This window comes from Paenibacillus cisolokensis, from assembly GCF_050481165.1.
Classification (GTDB): Bacteria; Bacillota; Bacilli; order Paenibacillales; family Paenibacillaceae; genus Paenibacillus_AH; species Paenibacillus_AH cisolokensis.
Genome location: NZ_JBCNFP010000039.1, coordinates 12,162 through 26,447, shown reverse-complemented (window position 1 = coordinate 26,447; position 14,286 = coordinate 12,162). Strand labels below are relative to the sequence as shown.

Sequence of the window (14,286 nt, the reverse complement as noted above, 5' to 3'; positions counted from 1 at the left end):
TTATCACATAAAAATCACTACCTTATATTAAGGAGGCAAATGTTCAATGGCTAAGGCTAAATTTGAACGTACTAAACCGCACGTTAACATCGGTACCATCGGACACGTCGACCATGGTAAAACGACGCTGACTGCAGCAATCACCACCGTTCTGGCTAAAAAATACGGCGGTTCTGCCGTAGCTTTCGATCAAATCGACAAAGCTCCGGAAGAGCGCGAACGCGGCATTACGATCTCGACGGCTCACGTTGAGTACGAAACGCCGAACCGCCACTATGCGCACGTTGACTGCCCGGGCCACGCCGACTACGTTAAAAACATGATCACCGGTGCTGCCCAAATGGACGGCGCGATTCTCGTCGTTTCCGCCGCTGACGGCCCGATGCCGCAAACGCGCGAGCACATCCTGCTCTCCCGTCAGGTAGGCGTTCCTTACATCGTCGTCTTCCTGAACAAATGCGACATGGTCGAAGACGAAGAACTGCTCGAACTTGTTGAAATGGAAGTTCGCGACCTGCTGAACGAATACGAGTTCCCGGGCGACGACACGCCGATCATCCGCGGTTCCGCTCGCGAAGCGCTGCAAAATCCGGAAGGCGAATGGGCTCAAAAAATCATCGAACTGTTCGAGCAAATCGACAGCTACATCCCGACGCCTGAGCGCGATACGGAAAAACCGTTCCTGATGCCGGTCGAAGACGTGTTCACGATCACGGGCCGCGGTACGGTTGCTACGGGCCGCGTAGAGCGTGGTACGGTTAAAGTCGGCGACGAAGTTGAAATCGTCGGTCTGAACGAAGAAACGAAGAAAACCGTCGTAACGGGCGTTGAGATGTTCCGCAAACTGCTCGACTCCGCTCAAGCAGGCGACAACATCGGTGCGCTGCTCCGCGGTGTGGATCGTAAAGAAATCGAGCGTGGACAAGTTCTGTCCAAGCCGGGTTCGGTTAAACCGCACACCCAATTCACCGCTCAAGTTTACGTCCTGACCAAAGAAGAAGGCGGCCGTCACAAACCGTTCTTCACGGGCTACCGTCCGCAGTTCTACTTCCGTACGACCGACGTTACGGGCATCATCAACCTGCCGGAAGGCACGGAAATGGTTATGCCTGGCGACAACATCACCGTTACGGTTGAACTGATCGCTCCGATCGCGATCGAAGAAGGTACCCGCTTCGCGATTCGCGAAGGCGGCCGTACGGTAGGCGCTGGCGCGGTTGCTACGATCCAAAAATAAGACCGGGCGGCGATAGCCGCAACGATCCGAAAGCCTCCACTCCGGTGGGGGCTTTTGTATTATGCAAAAATATTGCCTAACATTCTTGTTGCATTCGTAGGTCTGTTTCGATATAATATTGACTGTTGGTCTGTGACGTTGCGATGATGCGGGAGGTTGCCGACACACCCGGCCCCTTTGCCATGGGAGGGCAGTCGGGGTATTCTCGCGGAGTATGTCCGATTACAAAATTGGGCGATAGAAGGAGGGACTTATATGGCAAAGCAAAAGATTCGTATCCGGTTGAAGGCGTACGATCACAGAATTCTTGACCAGTCCGCGGAGAAAATCGTAGAGACCGCAAAGCGTTCCGGCGCAGGCGTATCCGGTCCGATTCCGCTTCCGACGGAAAAGCAAATCATCACCATTCTCCGTGCGGTGCACAAGTATAAGGATTCGCGCGAGCAATTCGAAATGCGGACGCACAAACGTCTGATCGACATTGTCAACCCGACTCCGCAAACGGTGGATGCGCTGATGCGGCTGGACCTGCCGTCCGGTGTAGATATCGAAATCAAATTGTAATTCCGGCATGATATCCGCTGAGGATCAAGTCGAGAGGAAAGGAAAAGAGGTGTCAACATGAAAGGTATCTTAGGGAAAAAGCTTGGGATGACGCAAGTGTTTTCGCCGGAAGGCAACGTGATCCCGGTAACGGTGATCGAAGCCGGCCCTTGTGTCGTTCTTCAGAAGAAAGACCTTGAGAACGACGGCTACGAAGCGGTTCAGCTCGGTTTTTCGGATAAAAAAGAAAAGAACGCAACCAAGCCGGAAATCGGCCATGCGAAAAAAGCGGGTTCCGCACCTAAGCGCTACGTTCGCGAAATTCGCGGAGTCAATCTCTCCGAATACGAGGTTGGCCAAGAAGTGAAAGCCGACATTTTCTCGGCTGGGGAATTTGTTGACGTAACGGGGATTTCCAAAGGCAAAGGCTTTGCCGGCGTAATCAAACGTTGGGGACAAAGCCGCGGTCCGATGGCGCACGGCTCCCGTTACCATCGCGGACCGGGTTCGATGGGCTCCATTCAGGCGAACCGCGTGCCGAAAGGTAAGCATTTGCCGGGCCATATGGGTCATGAAACGGTTACCATTCAGAAGCTCGAAATCATCCGCGTAGATGCCGAACGGAATGTCATTCTCGTTAAAGGTTCCGTTCCGGGACCGAAGAACGGTTTTGTCAAAGTCAAACAATCGGTGAAATCCTAATTGTCCGAAGAAAGGAGGACTCAACATGCCTAAAGTGGCAGTATTCAATGTGAGCGGCTCCCAAGTGGGAGAGGTTGAATTGTCCGATGCGGTTTTCGGAATCCAGCCGAACGTTCATGTATTGCATAGCGCAGTTGTTCTGCAGCAAGCGGCTGAGCGTCAAGGTACGCACAAGACGAAAGGGCGCTCCGAAGTGAGAGGCGGCGGCCGCAAGCCTTGGAAACAGAAAGGAACCGGTCGTGCCCGTCAAGGTTCGATCCGCGCTCCGCAATGGGTAGGCGGCGGTACGGTATTCGGACCGACTCCGCGCAGCTACGGTTTCAAGCTTCCGAAGAAGGTTCGCCGGCTGGCGATCAAATCGGCGCTTTCTTCCAAAGTGATCGACAACGAAATTATCGTGCTCGATCAATTGACGATGGCTCAGCCGAAAACGAAAGAGTTCAGCGCGATTCTGAACAATTTGAAAGCCGACCGCAAAGCGCTGGTCGTGACGGCCGAATACAACGACAACGTGGCACTGTCCGCCCGCAACATACCGGGAGTTAAGTTCGTGGCGGCCGACGGCATCAACGTTCTCGACGTATTGGCTCACGACAAGCTGATCATTACGAAAGAGGCGGTCGAGAAAGTCCAGGAGGTGCTTGCGTAATGAAAAATCCTCGTGATATTATCAAGCGCCCGGTCATCACGGAACGGTCCACCGAGTTCATGGCTGCAAAACGCTATGTATTCGAAGTCGATATCCGTGCCAACAAAACGCAAATTAAAGACGCAGTCGAGCAAATCTTCAAAGTGAAGGTTGCGAGCGTCAATACGATGCGCGTACCGGCGAAGCTGAAACGCTACGGCCGTTACAGCGGATATACGCCCGAATGGAAAAAGGCGATCGTGCAACTGACGCCTGAAAGCAAGGAACTCGAATTTTTTGAATCGGTATAACCTGACGTTCTGAAGATAGGAGGGAATCGAAGTGCCAGTTAAGAAGTACAAACCGACATCTCCGGCACGTCGTGCGATGTCCGTTTCGACGTTTGAAGAAATTACGACAAGCACCCCGGAGAAATCGTTGCTGGCTCCTTTGCACAAGAAGGCCGGCCGCAACAACCAAGGCAAAATTACGGTTCGCCATCACGGCGGCGGACATAAACGCAAATACCGCATCATCGACTTTAAACGGAACAAGGACGGAATTCCCGGCAAAGTCGCTTCGATCGAATACGATCCGAACCGGACATCGAACATCGCGCTCATCCATTACGCGGATGGCGAGAAGCGCTACATTATCGCGCCGAAAGGTCTGAACGTAGGCGATCAAGTCATGTCCGGGGAAAACGCGGACATTAAAGTCGGCAACGCGCTGCCGCTCGAATTCATTCCGGTCGGCACCATTATCCACAATATCGAGATGAAGCCCGGCAAAGGCGGACAACTTGTGCGCGCCGCCGGTACGGAAGCTCAGCTTCTCGGTAAAGAGGATAACTATGCCGTTGTTCGTCTGTCTTCCGGCGAAGTGCGTCGCATTCTGAAAAAATGCCGCGCTACGATCGGTACGGTAGGTAACGGCGACCATGAGCTGGTGAAAATCGGTAAGGCGGGCCGGTCCCGTTGGCTCGGCAAACGTCCGGTAGTGCGCGGTGTCGTCATGAACCCGAACGACCACCCGCACGGCGGTGGCGAAGGTCGTGCGCCGATCGGTCGCAAATCGCCGATGTCTCCTTGGGGCAAGCCGACGCTTGGCTACAAAACCCGCAAAAAGAAAAAAGCATCGAGCAAGTATATTATTCGTCGTCGCACGAAGTAATAATCGCTTGAAACGATTGGCGTGACGATTGTCGCGTTACTACGTTCGGTGAAGGGAGGAACACCAATGGGTCGCAGTTTGAAGAAAGGGCCGTTTGTCGACGGCTACCTGCTGAAAAAAGTTGAGGATCTGAACGCAGCCAACAAAAAAGTGGTTATCAAAACGTGGTCCCGGCGCTCGACCATTTTCCCGCAGTTTGTCGGACATACTTTCGCTGTTTATGACGGCCGCAAGCATGTGCCGGTCTACATTACGGAAGATATGGTCGGCCACAAGCTGGGCGAATTCGCGCCGACGCGGACTTACAAAGGCCACACCGACGACGACAAGAAAACGGGCAGAAGATAATTTTGCCCTTGCTGAATTTCTCTGACTGAGAGGAGGTTCTAGAGCATGCAAGAAGCTAAAGCTAGTGCGAATTTCGTCCGCATCGCGCCTCGCAAAGCGCAGCTGGTCGTCGATTTGATTCGCGGCAAGAAAGTGGGCGAAGCGATTGCGATTTTGCGCCATACGCCGAAGGCGGCTTCCCCGATCGTCGAGAAGCTTCTGAACTCTGCGATCGCCAATGCCGAGCATAACTACCAGCTGGACGTGAACAAGCTGGTCATTACGCAAGCCTATGTGAACCAAGGTCCGACGATGAAACGTTTCCGTCCCCGTGCGATGGGCCGTGCCAGCCGGATCAACAAGCGGACCAGCCATATTACATTGGTGGTATCTGAAAAATAAGGAGGGATAACGTGTGGGTCAAAAGGTAAACCCGGTCGGACTTCGTATCGGCATCATCCGGGACTGGGAGTCCAAATGGTACGCCGGCAAAGATTTCGGAGATCTTCTGCTGGAAGACGTGAAAATTCGTGAATTTCTGAAAGGCAAACTGAAAGACGCGGCGGTTTCCCGCATCGAGATTGAGCGTGCGGCGAATCGCGTCAACGTGACGATTCATACCGCCAAGCCCGGCATGGTTATCGGCAAGGGCGGCTCCGAAGTGGAAAACCTGCGGAACGAGCTGACCAAGCTGACGAAGGGTAAAAAAGTGCACATCAACATTTCGGAAATCAAGCAAGCCGATTTGGACGCCATTCTCGTGGCGGAAAGCATCGCGCAGCAGCTTGAACGCCGCATCTCGTTCCGCCGCGCCATGAAGCAGGCGATTCAACGGACGATGCGCGCAGGAGCGAAAGGAATTAAAACCAGCGTCAGCGGACGTCTCGGCGGCGCTGAAATCGCCCGTACGGAAGGATATAGCGAAGGCACCGTGCCGCTGCACACGCTGCGTGCCGACATTGACTACGGTACGGCGGAAGCGCACACCACTTACGGCCGTATCGGCGTCAAAGTGTGGATCTATCGCGGAGAAGTCCTTCCGGCGAAGAAGAAAGCGGCTCAGGAAGGAGGCAACTAATCATGTTGGTACCTAAACGTGTGAAATACCGCAAAGAGCATCGCGGCAAGATGAAAGGCCGCGCCAAAGGCGGCGTCGAAGTGAACTTCGGCGAATACGGTCTGCAGGCGCTCGAACCGGCCTGGATTACGAACCGCCAGATCGAAGCGGCACGGATCGCCATGACCCGTTACATCCGCCGGGGCGGTAAAGTATGGATCAAAATTTTCCCGTCCAAGCCGATTACCCAAAAGCCTCTTGAAGTACGGATGGGTTCCGGTAAAGGTAACGTGGAGAAATGGGTCGCCGTCGTCAAGCCGGGCAAAGTGCTGTTCGAGCTTGCCGGCGTATCGGAAGAAATCGCTCGTGAAGCGATGCGTCTCGCGTCCCACAAACTCCCGATCAAGACGAAGTTCGTGAAACGCGAAGAAGTGGGTGGTGAAGCAAATGAAAGCTAATGATTTTCGCAACCTGACCACTGCCGAGATCGAACAGAAAATTGCCGGGTTCAAGGAAGAGCTCTTCAACCTTCGTTTCCAGCTGGCCACCGGCCAATTGGATAAGCCGACCCGTATACGCGACGTACGGAAAGAAATTGCTCGTGCCAAAACCGTATTGCGTGAAAGGGAACTTGGAATAACCAGTTAACGTGACGGTTACGCAAACGAGAAACGAAATCCCCGGTTCCAGGAAGGAGGAAGAACATGAGCGAGCGCAATAACCGCAAAGTTCAAATCGGCAGAGTCGTCAGCGACAAAATGGACAAGACGATTGTCGTGGCGGTCGAAACGTACAAAAAGCACAGCTTGTACCACAAGCGGATCAAATATACGAAAAAATTCAAGGCGCATGACGAGAACAACCAGGCCAAAATTGGCGATGTCGTCAAAATTATGGAAACTCGTCCGCTTTCCAAAGATAAACGTTATCGGCTCGTAGAAATCGTGGAAGAAGCGATTGTTCTTTAACAACCATGCCCTCGGGCATTTTTTCTGAAAGGAGGACGTTCACATGATTCAACCGTTTACGCGTCTGACAGTTGCCGACAACTCCGGCGCCAAGGAATTGATGTGCATTCGTGTTCTGGGCGGAATGGGACGCCGTGTCGGTCATATCGGCGACCTGATCGTATGCTCCGTCAAACAAGCAACACCCGGTGGCGTTGTCAAAAAGGGTGACGTTGTCAAAGCGGTTATCGTTCGCACGAAGCGTCCGGTTCGCCGGAAAGACGGTTCCTACATTTCGTTCGACGAGAATGCCGCCGTCGTTGTCAAAGAAGACAAGAGCCCTCGCGGCACCCGTATTTTCGGACCGGTAGCCCGTGAGCTCCGCGATAAAGATTTCATGAAAATCATTTCGCTCGCACCGGAAGTTATTTAATGCGGCTCGAGCGCGAACCAGCTTGCAGACGCGCAAGCATGCAGGAGGTGTAATCCATGCCAAGGCTGAAGAAAGTACTCGAATCTCACAATAATAAGCTGCACGTCAAGAAGGACGACACGGTTATCGTGATCAGCGGGAAAGACAAAGGCAAAAAAGGCCGCGTCATCGCCGCGTATCCGCGTGAAAACCGCGTGCTGGTCGAAGGTGTAAATCTGGTGAAGAAGCATACCCGTCCTTCCCAGCAAAATCCGCAAGGCGGAATTGTCGAGCAGGAAGCGCCGATTCATGTATCGAACGTCATGCACGTCGATCCGAAGAGCGGCAAAGTAACGCGTATCGGTTATAAAGTGCTCGATAATGGCAAGAAAGTCCGGGTAGCGAAACGCTCCGGCGAGGTTATCGATTAATCGTCCGACGGAAAGGAGGTTCGACAACTATGGGAAATCGAATGAAAGATCGTTATTTGAATGAAATTACTCCTGCTCTGATGCAGAAGTTCAATTATACGACGGTCATGCAAGTGCCGAAAGTCGAGAAAGTCGTCATCAACATGGGGGTTGGCGAAGCGGTGGCCAATTCCAAAGTGCTGGATTCGGCTGTGGAAGACCTTCGCCTGATCGCCGGCCAGAAGCCGGTCGTCACCCGCGCGAAAAAATCGATCGCAGGCTTCAAGCTTCGCGAAAACATGCCGATCGGCGTGAAAGTAACGCTTCGCGGCGACCGTATGTATTACTTCCTCGACAAGCTGTTTAACATTGCATTGCCTCGCGTTCGCGACTTCCGCGGCGTATCGACGAAGGCGTTCGACGGTCGCGGCAACTATACGCTCGGCTTGAAAGAACAGCTGATCTTCCCGGAGATCGATTACGATAAAATTGACAAAGTTCGCGGTATGGACATCGTCATCGTCACCACGGCGAAAACGGACGAGGAATCTCGTGAGCTGCTGACCCAACTGGGAATGCCGTTTGCGAAGTAATCCACTAGTAGGAGGTGTTATACCCAGTGGCAAAAACTTCGATGAAAGTGAAGCAGCAACGCAAGCCGAAGTTCAAGGTACGCGCATATACGCGGTGCGAACGCTGCGGACGTCCGCATTCCGTTTTGCAAAAGTTTAAAATTTGCCGGATTTGTTTCCGTGAATTGGCATACAAAGGCCAGATCCCTGGCGTTAAAAAAGCAAGCTGGTAATCAGCGTAGTTCGGGAAGGAGGTTCACACAATGGTTATGTCTGATCCGATTGCAGATATGCTGACCCGCATTCGGAACGCGAATGTCGTGCGTCACGAAGTCGTGGAAATGCCCGCCTCTAAAGTGAAGAAGCAAATCGCCGAAATTTTGAAGCGCGAGGGCTTCATTCGCGACGCGGAGTTCATCGACGACAATAAACAAGGGATCATCCGTATTTTCCTGAAATACGGCTCGAACAACGAACGCGTCATTACCGGCCTGAAACGCATCAGCAAGCCCGGTCTGCGCGTTTATGCGAAGGTCAATGAAATTCCGCGCGTGCTCGGCGGTCTCGGGATCGCGATTATTTCCACGTCGCAAGGGATTATGACCGACAAAGAAGCCCGTCAGGTGAAATCCGGCGGCGAAGTGCTTTGCTACGTATGGTAACAAACAAGTTATGACGATTGGAGGTGTCAGGTGTGTCCCGTATTGGTCGTAAACCGATCCAAATCCCCAGTGGTGTAAGCATTACCCTGGACAACGGTGTTATTACAGTGAAAGGACCGAAAGGTACGCTTTCCCGTGAGCTTCATAAAGATATGAAGGTTAACGTTGCGGAAAATGAAGTGACGGTCGAGCGTCCTTCCGACAATAAATTGCATCGCTCCTTGCATGGCACGACTCGCAGCATTATCGCGAACATGGTGAACGGCGTAACGGAAGGCTATGCGAAATCTCTCGAGCTCGTAGGCGTCGGTTACCGCGCTCAGAAGTCCGGAGACAAAGTGGTGCTGAACGTGGGATACTCCCACCCGGTAGAGATTGTTCCGGAAAAAGGCATTGAGTTCGAGCTTCCTTCCAACACGAAAATTGTCGTCAAAGGCATCGACAAGGAACTTGTCGGCGCTACAGCGGCGAAAATCCGCGCCGTACGCGAGCCCGAACCTTACAAAGGCAAAGGGATCAAGTACGAAAACGAACGGATTATCCGTAAGGAAGGCAAGGCCGGCAAGAAGAAATAAGATCGGTTAAATGCGGCATAAAGCGATTGGAAAGGAGGACATCCGTCAATGATTACGAAAGGCGACAAAAATAAAGCCCGTCTGAAACGGCATCTGCGGGTCCGCAAAAAAATTAGCGGAACGGCCGAACGTCCCCGTCTGTCCGTTTTTCGTTCCGGCAAGCATATGTACGCACAGGTAATTGACGATGTGAAGGGTGTAACGCTGGTTTCCGCTTCTACACTCGACAAAGAGCTGAAATCGTCCATCAGCAACGGCGGCAACGTCGAAGCGGCCCGTAAAGTAGGCGACCTGATTGCGAAGCGTGCGAAAGAAAAAGGTGTGGAGAAAGTAGTCTTCGACCGCGGCGGCTATTTGTACCACGGCAGAATTCAGGCGCTTGCCGATGCGGCGCGCGAAGCGGGCCTGGATTTCTGATCGATTTCATCTATAAGGAGGGTAAACGACTTGCGTGTAGATCCGAATACGTTAGAACTGACTGAAAAAGTGGTCCACATCAACCGCGTGGCGAAAGTTGTAAAAGGCGGACGCCGCTTCAGCTTTAGCGCGCTTGTTGTGGTCGGCGACGGCAAAGGCTATGTCGGCGCAGGGATCGGCAAAGCGTCGGAAGTGCCGGACGCGATCCGCAAAGGCATCGAAGACGCCAAGAAAAATTTGATCCACGTTCCGCTCGTCGGCACGACGATTCCGCACCAGGTAATTGGACACTTTGGCGCGGGCCGCGTATTGCTGAAGCCTGCTTCGGAAGGTACCGGTGTCATTGCAGGCGGTCCCGTACGCGCGGTTCTCGAACTGGCCGGCGTAGGCGACATTCTGACCAAATCGCTCGGTTCTTCCAATTCGTTGAATATGGTTAATGCGACGCTTGAAGGGCTTTCCCGCCTGAAGCGTGCGGAAGATGTAGCCAAGCTCCGCGGCAAAACCGTAGAAGAGCTTCTGGGTTAAGGAGGGGTAGACGATGGCCAAATTGCAAATTACGCTCGTGCGCAGCCTGATCGGCCGCAACGAGAAACAGCGCGCAACCGTCGCTTCGCTTGGCCTCCGTAAACTGAACCAGACCGTCGTGCTGAACGACACTCCCGCAATTCGCGGCATGGTCAAAGTGGTCGGGCATATGGTTAAAGTTGAAGAAGTATAAACAACGATGAAAGTTACGTTACGGCGAAACTTTGAAGGAGGTGCAACGAACGATGAAATTGCATGAGCTGAGTCCTGCACCGGGTTCCCGGAAGGAAAGAAAACGCGTTGGCCGGGGAATCGGCAGCGGCAACGGCAAAACGTCGGGCCGCGGTCATAAAGGTCAAAATGCACGCTCCGGCGGCGGCGTTCGCCCGGGATTCGAGGGTGGACAAAATCCGCTGTACCGTCGTTTGCCGAAGCGCGGGTTCAACAACCCGTTCCGCAAAGAGTACGCGATTGTGAATATCGAACAGCTGAACGGCTTTGAAGCAGGTACGGAAGTGACGCCTGAAGTTCTGCTGGAGCAAGGGATCGTTAAAAACCCGCTTAGCGGCATCAAGATTCTGGGCAACGGCGAATTGAAAGTTCAACTTACGGTCAAAGCAAGCAAGTTCTCTCAATCTGCGGTAGAGAAAATTGAGGCTGCCGGCGGTAAAACCGAGGTGATCTAATGTTCAAAACCTTGTCCAACATATGGAAAGTGGAAGACCTTCGCAAGAGGATCCTTTTTACACTTTTCATCTTGCTGATTTACCGCATCGGCTCCTTTATCCCGGTACCGAACATCAACAAGGAAGTATTTAAACAAGTCGATCAGCAGGGCGCGGACATCTTCGGCCTGCTGAACACGTTCTCCGGCGGAGCGCTGTTTCAGTTTTCGATTTTCGCCATCGGGATTATGCCGTATATTACGGCGTCCATCATTGTGCAGCTGCTTACGATGGACGTCATCCCGAAATTCGCGGAATGGGCGAAAGAAGGTGAGATCGGCAAGCGCAAGCTGGCGCAAGTTACCCGTTACGGCACGATCGTGCTCGGCTTGATTCAGGGTTTTGCGACCGCCATCGGTTTTAACCGCTCCTACCAGTATGAGATGGTTATCGATCCGTCGTTCGCAACGTATCTGATGATTGCCATTATCCTGACAGCGGGGACCGCCTTCCTGATGTGGCTCGGGGAGCAGATAACCGAGAAAGGGATCGGCAACGGAATCTCGATTCTGATCTTTGCGGGTATTGTCGCCGGGATTCCGGGGCAAATTCGGACGATTTATGCCGATCAGTTCGTTGACGCGGAAGGTCAGTTGTTTTTGCACATTCTGAAGGTGATCGTCATCGCGCTGGTCATTTTGGCCATTATCGTCGGCGTCATCTTCGTACAGCAGGGCATCCGTAAAATTCCGGTCCAATACGCCAAGCGCGTCGTCGGACGGAAAATGTACGGCGGCCAATCGACTCATATTCCGTTGAAAGTGAACAGCGCGGGCGTCATTCCGGTTATCTTCGCGTCGTCGCTGCTGATGTTCCCGGTCACGATCGCGAACTTCTGGTCGCATCAGGCCTGGGCAACGTGGATTATCAACAACCTGTATTATGACCAGCCGCTTGGCATGGTAATATACGTGCTGTTGATTATCGCCTTCACTTTCTTCTATACTTTTGTACAGATCAACCCCGTTCAGATGGCGGACCAGATGAAGAAGAACGGCGGCTATATTCCGGGCATCCGGCCGGGCAAGCCGACATCGACTTATCTGACCCGCGTCATGACGAGAATTACGCTCGCGGGCGCGATTTTCCTGGCCGCGATCTCGATTCTTCCGGTATTTTTCAGCTCGCTGGCGGGTCTGCCGCAGTCGGTTGCCCTTGGCGGCACATCGCTGCTGATCGTCGTCGGCGTCGCGCTGGATACGATGAAGCAAATCGAGACCCAGCTGATCAAGCGCCATTACAAAGGGTTTATCAATAAATAAGAACAGGTTCCAACCGGGCTTCGGAACATCGCTCCCGATGTGCCGGACCCGACCGAGCCTCGTTCGAATCTAAGAAAGTATAAATGCCGATTGTACTTTAATCTTAGATTTCATCCGCGAAACGTAACTTGCCTGTCCGAGACGGCAAGAACGTTTACGCTTGTTAAAGCGAGGAACACGCAAATGAACATTCTTTTCATGGGGCCTCCGGGAGCCGGTAAGGGCACGCAGGCTGAGCGAATCGTGGACGAATTCTCCATACCGCATATCTCGACGGGCGATGCGTTTCGCCTTGCGATGAAGCAGGGGACTCCGCTCGGACAGAAAGCGAAGGAATTCGTCGATCAGGGACTGCTCGTTCCTGACGAGATTACGAACGGGATCGTTCGGGAACGGCTCGGGCAGGACGACTGCGCCGCCGGATTCCTGCTGGACGGATTTCCTCGCACGCTGCAGCAAGCCGAAGCGCTTGACGGCATGCTGGCGGAGATGGGACGTAAAATCGATCACGTTATCAACCTGAAGGTTGACCGCAGCTTGCTGCTGGCCCGACTGACGGGGCGCCGGATATGCAAATCGTGCGGATCGACCTATCACGTGATGTTCAATCCGCCGGAGCGGGAAGGCATTTGCGACAAGTGCGGCGGAGAACTGTACCAGCGTTCGGACGATACGGAAGAGAAAGTCGGCACGCGGCTTGACGAATATATTTCGAAGACCGCACCGCTTCTCGATTATTACAGCAAACGGGGGCTTCTTCGCGAAGTCGACGGGGAACAGGAAATCGACGCGGTGACTGCCGCCATATCATCCTGCCTGCGAGGTTCACTGTAATGATTATTTGCAAGTCCGAAGCTGAACTGCGATACATGAGGGAAGCCGGGCGCATCGTGGCGGAGACGCATCGCCTGATGGCGCAGGCAATCCGGCCGGGCATTACGACCCTGGAGCTGGATCATATCGCCGAAACGTACATTCGCAGTCAGGGAGCCGTACCATCCTTTAAAGGCTACAATCAATTTCCTGGCAGCATATGCACTTCTGTCAACAATGAGTTGGTACACGGTATTCCCGGTTCGCGCAAGCTGAATGAAGGCGACATTATCAGTATCGACATCGGCGCGCAGTACGAAGGCTACCATGGCGATTCGGCATGGACCTACGGTGTCGGCCAAATTTCCGCCGAAGCGCAGCGGCTGCTCGATGTAACCGAACAATCGCTGTATGCGGGACTTGCGCTGGTGAAGCCCGATGTTCGGCTGTTTACCATATCGCATGCCATTCAGAAAGTGGTGGAAGAAGCCGGGATGTCGGTCGTCCGGGAATATGTCGGTCACGGAATTGGGGCCGAGCTGCATGAGGAACCCCAAATTCCGAACTACGGCATACCGGATCGGGGACCGCGGCTTAAACCCGGCATGGTGCTTGCCATCGAACCGATGGTGAACCTTGGAGAGCGGTATGTTCGCACGCTGGAAGACAACTGGACGGTTGTGACGGTAGACGGTTCGTTGTGCGCGCATTTCGAGCACACGGTTGCCGTAACGGAAGACGGCTGCGAAATACTGACCCGGATCAGGGAATAGGCGAGTGATCGAAAGTGGAGACAGTTCCGCAAATCGGCCAGATCGTCAAAGTGCTCCGCGGCAAGGGAGAAGGCGAGTATGCCGTTGTGATCGGCATCATCGACGCCAGAACTGTTCTGATTGCCGACGGCGGCAAGCGCCGCTTTGACCGGCCGAAGAAGAAGAACGTTCTGCATCTCGAGCTACAACCGTTCATCAGCCCGGAGGTTGCGGGCAGCATGTCCGAAACCGGCAGGGTAACCAATGCCAAACTGCGTTATGCGATTCAGAAGTATATGCAAGCGAAAGGAGAATGACAGTGGCCAAGGAAGACGTCATTGAGGTCGAAGGTACGGTCATTGAGCCGCTGCCCAATGCCATGTTCAGGGTGGAACTGGAGAATGGGCATCAAATTCTCGCCCACGTATCCGGCAAACTCCGTATGCATTTTATCCGGATATTGACCGGTGACCGCGTGGTCATCCAGTTATCGCCTTACGATCTGACAAAAGGGCGTATCACCTATCGGAAGTAGGCCGACATT

The 14,286-nt window shown here is 53.5% G+C and carries 27 protein-coding genes; all 27 read left to right on the top strand.

The window, feature by feature from the left end; all coding sequences use genetic code 11:
- Positions 1-46 precede the first annotated feature (46 nt).
- The 27 genes from tuf (at position 47) to infA (ending at position 14,277) form a co-directional block, all read left to right on the top strand.
- Positions 47-1,237, top strand: coding sequence for an elongation factor Tu (gene tuf, locus ABEV74_RS07105; protein ID WP_062490496.1), 1,191 nt, complete (start codon positions 47-49; stop codon positions 1,235-1,237).
- 255 nt (positions 1,238-1,492) lie between these two features.
- The gene (gene rpsJ, locus ABEV74_RS07100) at positions 1,493-1,801 is read left to right on the top strand and encodes a 30S ribosomal protein S10 (protein ID WP_005544556.1); all 309 of its coding nucleotides are present in this window, start codon (positions 1,493-1,495) and stop codon (positions 1,799-1,801) included.
- 57 nt (positions 1,802-1,858) lie between these two features.
- Positions 1,859-2,482 (top strand): 50S ribosomal protein L3, encoded by a 624-nt coding sequence (gene rplC, locus ABEV74_RS07095; protein ID WP_062490498.1) that lies wholly within the window; start codon positions 1,859-1,861, stop codon positions 2,480-2,482.
- 25 nt (positions 2,483-2,507) lie between these two features.
- Positions 2,508-3,131, top strand: coding sequence for a 50S ribosomal protein L4 (gene rplD, locus ABEV74_RS07090; protein WP_062490500.1), 624 nt, complete (start codon positions 2,508-2,510; stop codon positions 3,129-3,131).
- Entirely contained in the window at positions 3,131-3,421 is a 291-nt protein-coding gene (gene rplW / locus ABEV74_RS07085; RefSeq protein WP_062490501.1) for a 50S ribosomal protein L23, read from the top strand. Before rplD ends, rplW begins: the two co-directional genes overlap by 1 nt.
- A gap of 31 nt (positions 3,422-3,452) precedes the next feature.
- Positions 3,453-4,283 (top strand): 50S ribosomal protein L2, encoded by an 831-nt coding sequence (gene rplB / locus ABEV74_RS07080; protein WP_430144677.1) that lies wholly within the window; start codon positions 3,453-3,455, stop codon positions 4,281-4,283.
- A 66-nt stretch (positions 4,284-4,349) separates the two neighbouring features.
- Positions 4,350-4,631 carry a 30S ribosomal protein S19 gene (gene rpsS / locus ABEV74_RS07075; protein WP_062490505.1) on the top strand — a complete coding sequence of 94 codons (282 nt, stop codon included), beginning with the start codon at positions 4,350-4,352 and terminating at the stop codon, positions 4,629-4,631.
- A 45-nt stretch (positions 4,632-4,676) separates the two neighbouring features.
- Positions 4,677-5,012, top strand: a complete 336-nt coding sequence (rplV, locus tag ABEV74_RS07070) for a 50S ribosomal protein L22 (protein WP_062490507.1) — start codon at positions 4,677-4,679, stop codon at positions 5,010-5,012.
- Between the two features lie 13 nt (positions 5,013-5,025).
- Positions 5,026-5,688, top strand: a complete 663-nt coding sequence (gene rpsC, locus ABEV74_RS07065) for a 30S ribosomal protein S3 (RefSeq protein ID WP_062490509.1) — start codon at positions 5,026-5,028, stop codon at positions 5,686-5,688.
- Between the two features lie 2 nt (positions 5,689-5,690).
- A complete protein-coding gene (gene rplP / locus ABEV74_RS07060; protein ID WP_062490511.1) occupies positions 5,691-6,125 on the top strand; it encodes a 50S ribosomal protein L16 in 435 nt (144 codons plus the stop codon).
- Entirely contained in the window at positions 6,115-6,315 is a 201-nt protein-coding gene (rpmC, locus tag ABEV74_RS07055) for a 50S ribosomal protein L29 (protein WP_062490513.1), read from the top strand. Before rplP ends, rpmC begins: the two co-directional genes overlap by 11 nt.
- A 56-nt stretch (positions 6,316-6,371) precedes the next feature.
- The gene (gene rpsQ, locus ABEV74_RS07050) at positions 6,372-6,635 is read left to right on the top strand and encodes a 30S ribosomal protein S17 (RefSeq protein WP_062490515.1); all 264 of its coding nucleotides are present in this window, start codon (positions 6,372-6,374) and stop codon (positions 6,633-6,635) included.
- 43 nt (positions 6,636-6,678) lie between these two features.
- The gene (gene rplN / locus ABEV74_RS07045; protein WP_062490517.1) at positions 6,679-7,047 is read left to right on the top strand and encodes a 50S ribosomal protein L14; all 369 of its coding nucleotides are present in this window, start codon (positions 6,679-6,681) and stop codon (positions 7,045-7,047) included.
- A gap of 56 nt (positions 7,048-7,103) precedes the next feature.
- Complete coding sequence (rplX, locus tag ABEV74_RS07040) at positions 7,104-7,457, top strand: 50S ribosomal protein L24 (RefSeq protein WP_082655037.1); 354 nt, start codon at positions 7,104-7,106, stop codon at positions 7,455-7,457.
- A gap of 29 nt (positions 7,458-7,486) precedes the next feature.
- Positions 7,487-8,029 carry a 50S ribosomal protein L5 gene (gene rplE / locus ABEV74_RS07035; protein WP_430144671.1) on the top strand — a complete coding sequence of 181 codons (543 nt, stop codon included), beginning with the start codon at positions 7,487-7,489 and terminating at the stop codon, positions 8,027-8,029.
- A 26-nt stretch (positions 8,030-8,055) separates the two neighbouring features.
- On the top strand, positions 8,056-8,241 hold the full coding sequence (locus ABEV74_RS07030) for a type Z 30S ribosomal protein S14 (RefSeq protein WP_062490520.1): 186 nt from the start codon (positions 8,056-8,058) through the stop codon (positions 8,239-8,241).
- A gap of 30 nt (positions 8,242-8,271) precedes the next feature.
- A complete protein-coding gene (gene rpsH, locus ABEV74_RS07025; RefSeq protein ID WP_062490521.1) occupies positions 8,272-8,670 on the top strand; it encodes a 30S ribosomal protein S8 in 399 nt (132 codons plus the stop codon).
- Between the two features lie 32 nt (positions 8,671-8,702).
- Positions 8,703-9,245 (top strand): 50S ribosomal protein L6, encoded by a 543-nt coding sequence (gene rplF / locus ABEV74_RS07020; RefSeq protein ID WP_062490523.1) that lies wholly within the window; start codon positions 8,703-8,705, stop codon positions 9,243-9,245.
- A 48-nt stretch (positions 9,246-9,293) separates the two neighbouring features.
- Positions 9,294-9,662, top strand: a complete 369-nt coding sequence (gene rplR, locus ABEV74_RS07015; protein ID WP_062490525.1) for a 50S ribosomal protein L18 — start codon at positions 9,294-9,296, stop codon at positions 9,660-9,662.
- A 30-nt stretch (positions 9,663-9,692) separates the two neighbouring features.
- On the top strand, positions 9,693-10,190 hold the full coding sequence (rpsE, locus tag ABEV74_RS07010; RefSeq protein WP_062490527.1) for a 30S ribosomal protein S5: 498 nt from the start codon (positions 9,693-9,695) through the stop codon (positions 10,188-10,190).
- 13 nt (positions 10,191-10,203) lie between these two features.
- Entirely contained in the window at positions 10,204-10,383 is a 180-nt protein-coding gene (gene rpmD / locus ABEV74_RS07005; RefSeq protein ID WP_062490528.1) for a 50S ribosomal protein L30, read from the top strand.
- A 52-nt stretch (positions 10,384-10,435) separates the two neighbouring features.
- Positions 10,436-10,876: a 50S ribosomal protein L15 gene (rplO, locus tag ABEV74_RS07000; RefSeq protein WP_062490530.1), complete on the top strand. Its 441-nt coding sequence runs from the start codon at positions 10,436-10,438 to the stop codon at positions 10,874-10,876.
- Positions 10,876-12,177 (top strand): preprotein translocase subunit SecY, encoded by a 1,302-nt coding sequence (gene secY, locus ABEV74_RS06995; protein ID WP_062490532.1) that lies wholly within the window; start codon positions 10,876-10,878, stop codon positions 12,175-12,177. Before rplO ends, secY begins: the two co-directional genes overlap by 1 nt.
- Positions 12,178-12,360: 183 nt before the next feature.
- On the top strand, positions 12,361-13,011 hold the full coding sequence (locus ABEV74_RS06990; RefSeq protein ID WP_062490534.1) for an adenylate kinase: 651 nt from the start codon (positions 12,361-12,363) through the stop codon (positions 13,009-13,011).
- On the top strand, positions 13,011-13,763 hold the full coding sequence (gene map / locus ABEV74_RS06985; protein WP_062490536.1) for a type I methionyl aminopeptidase: 753 nt from the start codon (positions 13,011-13,013) through the stop codon (positions 13,761-13,763). The genes ABEV74_RS06990 and map overlap by 1 nt, the downstream gene beginning before the upstream one ends.
- Before the next feature lie 14 nt (positions 13,764-13,777).
- Complete coding sequence (locus tag ABEV74_RS06980; protein ID WP_062490538.1) at positions 13,778-14,059, top strand: KOW domain-containing RNA-binding protein; 282 nt, start codon at positions 13,778-13,780, stop codon at positions 14,057-14,059.
- A gap of 2 nt (positions 14,060-14,061) precedes the next feature.
- Positions 14,062-14,277, top strand: coding sequence for a translation initiation factor IF-1 (gene infA, locus ABEV74_RS06975; RefSeq protein ID WP_062490539.1), 216 nt, complete (start codon positions 14,062-14,064; stop codon positions 14,275-14,277).
- Positions 14,278-14,286: the final 9 nt, after the last annotated feature.

Excerpts from the sequence above, each read along its gene's own strand:
- tuf (WP_062490496.1), top strand. The coding sequence starts at position 47 with ATGGCTAAGGCTAAATTTGAACGTACTAAACCGCACGTTAACATCGGT.
- rpsJ (WP_005544556.1), top strand. The coding sequence starts at position 1,493 with ATGGCAAAGCAAAAGATTCGTATCCGGTTGAAGGCGTACGATCACAGA.
- rplC (WP_062490498.1), top strand. The coding sequence starts at position 1,859 with ATGAAAGGTATCTTAGGGAAAAAGCTTGGGATGACGCAAGTGTTTTCG.
- rplD (WP_062490500.1), top strand. The coding sequence starts at position 2,508 with ATGCCTAAAGTGGCAGTATTCAATGTGAGCGGCTCCCAAGTGGGAGAG.
- rplW (WP_062490501.1), top strand. The coding sequence starts at position 3,131 with ATGAAAAATCCTCGTGATATTATCAAGCGCCCGGTCATCACGGAACGG.
- rpsS (WP_062490505.1), top strand. The coding sequence starts at position 4,350 with ATGGGTCGCAGTTTGAAGAAAGGGCCGTTTGTCGACGGCTACCTGCTG.
- rplV (WP_062490507.1), top strand. The coding sequence starts at position 4,677 with ATGCAAGAAGCTAAAGCTAGTGCGAATTTCGTCCGCATCGCGCCTCGC.
- rplP (WP_062490511.1), top strand. The coding sequence starts at position 5,691 with ATGTTGGTACCTAAACGTGTGAAATACCGCAAAGAGCATCGCGGCAAG.
- rpmC (WP_062490513.1), top strand. The coding sequence starts at position 6,115 with ATGAAAGCTAATGATTTTCGCAACCTGACCACTGCCGAGATCGAACAG.
- rpsQ (WP_062490515.1), top strand. The coding sequence starts at position 6,372 with ATGAGCGAGCGCAATAACCGCAAAGTTCAAATCGGCAGAGTCGTCAGC.
- rplN (WP_062490517.1), top strand. The coding sequence starts at position 6,679 with ATGATTCAACCGTTTACGCGTCTGACAGTTGCCGACAACTCCGGCGCC.
- rplX (WP_082655037.1), top strand. The coding sequence starts at position 7,104 with ATGCCAAGGCTGAAGAAAGTACTCGAATCTCACAATAATAAGCTGCAC.
- rplE (WP_430144671.1), top strand. The coding sequence starts at position 7,487 with ATGGGAAATCGAATGAAAGATCGTTATTTGAATGAAATTACTCCTGCT.
- rpsH (WP_062490521.1), top strand. The coding sequence starts at position 8,272 with ATGGTTATGTCTGATCCGATTGCAGATATGCTGACCCGCATTCGGAAC.
- rplR (WP_062490525.1), top strand. The coding sequence starts at position 9,294 with ATGATTACGAAAGGCGACAAAAATAAAGCCCGTCTGAAACGGCATCTG.
- rpmD (WP_062490528.1), top strand. The coding sequence starts at position 10,204 with ATGGCCAAATTGCAAATTACGCTCGTGCGCAGCCTGATCGGCCGCAAC.
- rplO (WP_062490530.1), top strand. The coding sequence starts at position 10,436 with ATGAAATTGCATGAGCTGAGTCCTGCACCGGGTTCCCGGAAGGAAAGA.
- secY (WP_062490532.1), top strand. The coding sequence starts at position 10,876 with ATGTTCAAAACCTTGTCCAACATATGGAAAGTGGAAGACCTTCGCAAG.
- ABEV74_RS06990 (WP_062490534.1), top strand. The coding sequence starts at position 12,361 with ATGAACATTCTTTTCATGGGGCCTCCGGGAGCCGGTAAGGGCACGCAG.
- map (WP_062490536.1), top strand. The coding sequence starts at position 13,011 with ATGATTATTTGCAAGTCCGAAGCTGAACTGCGATACATGAGGGAAGCC.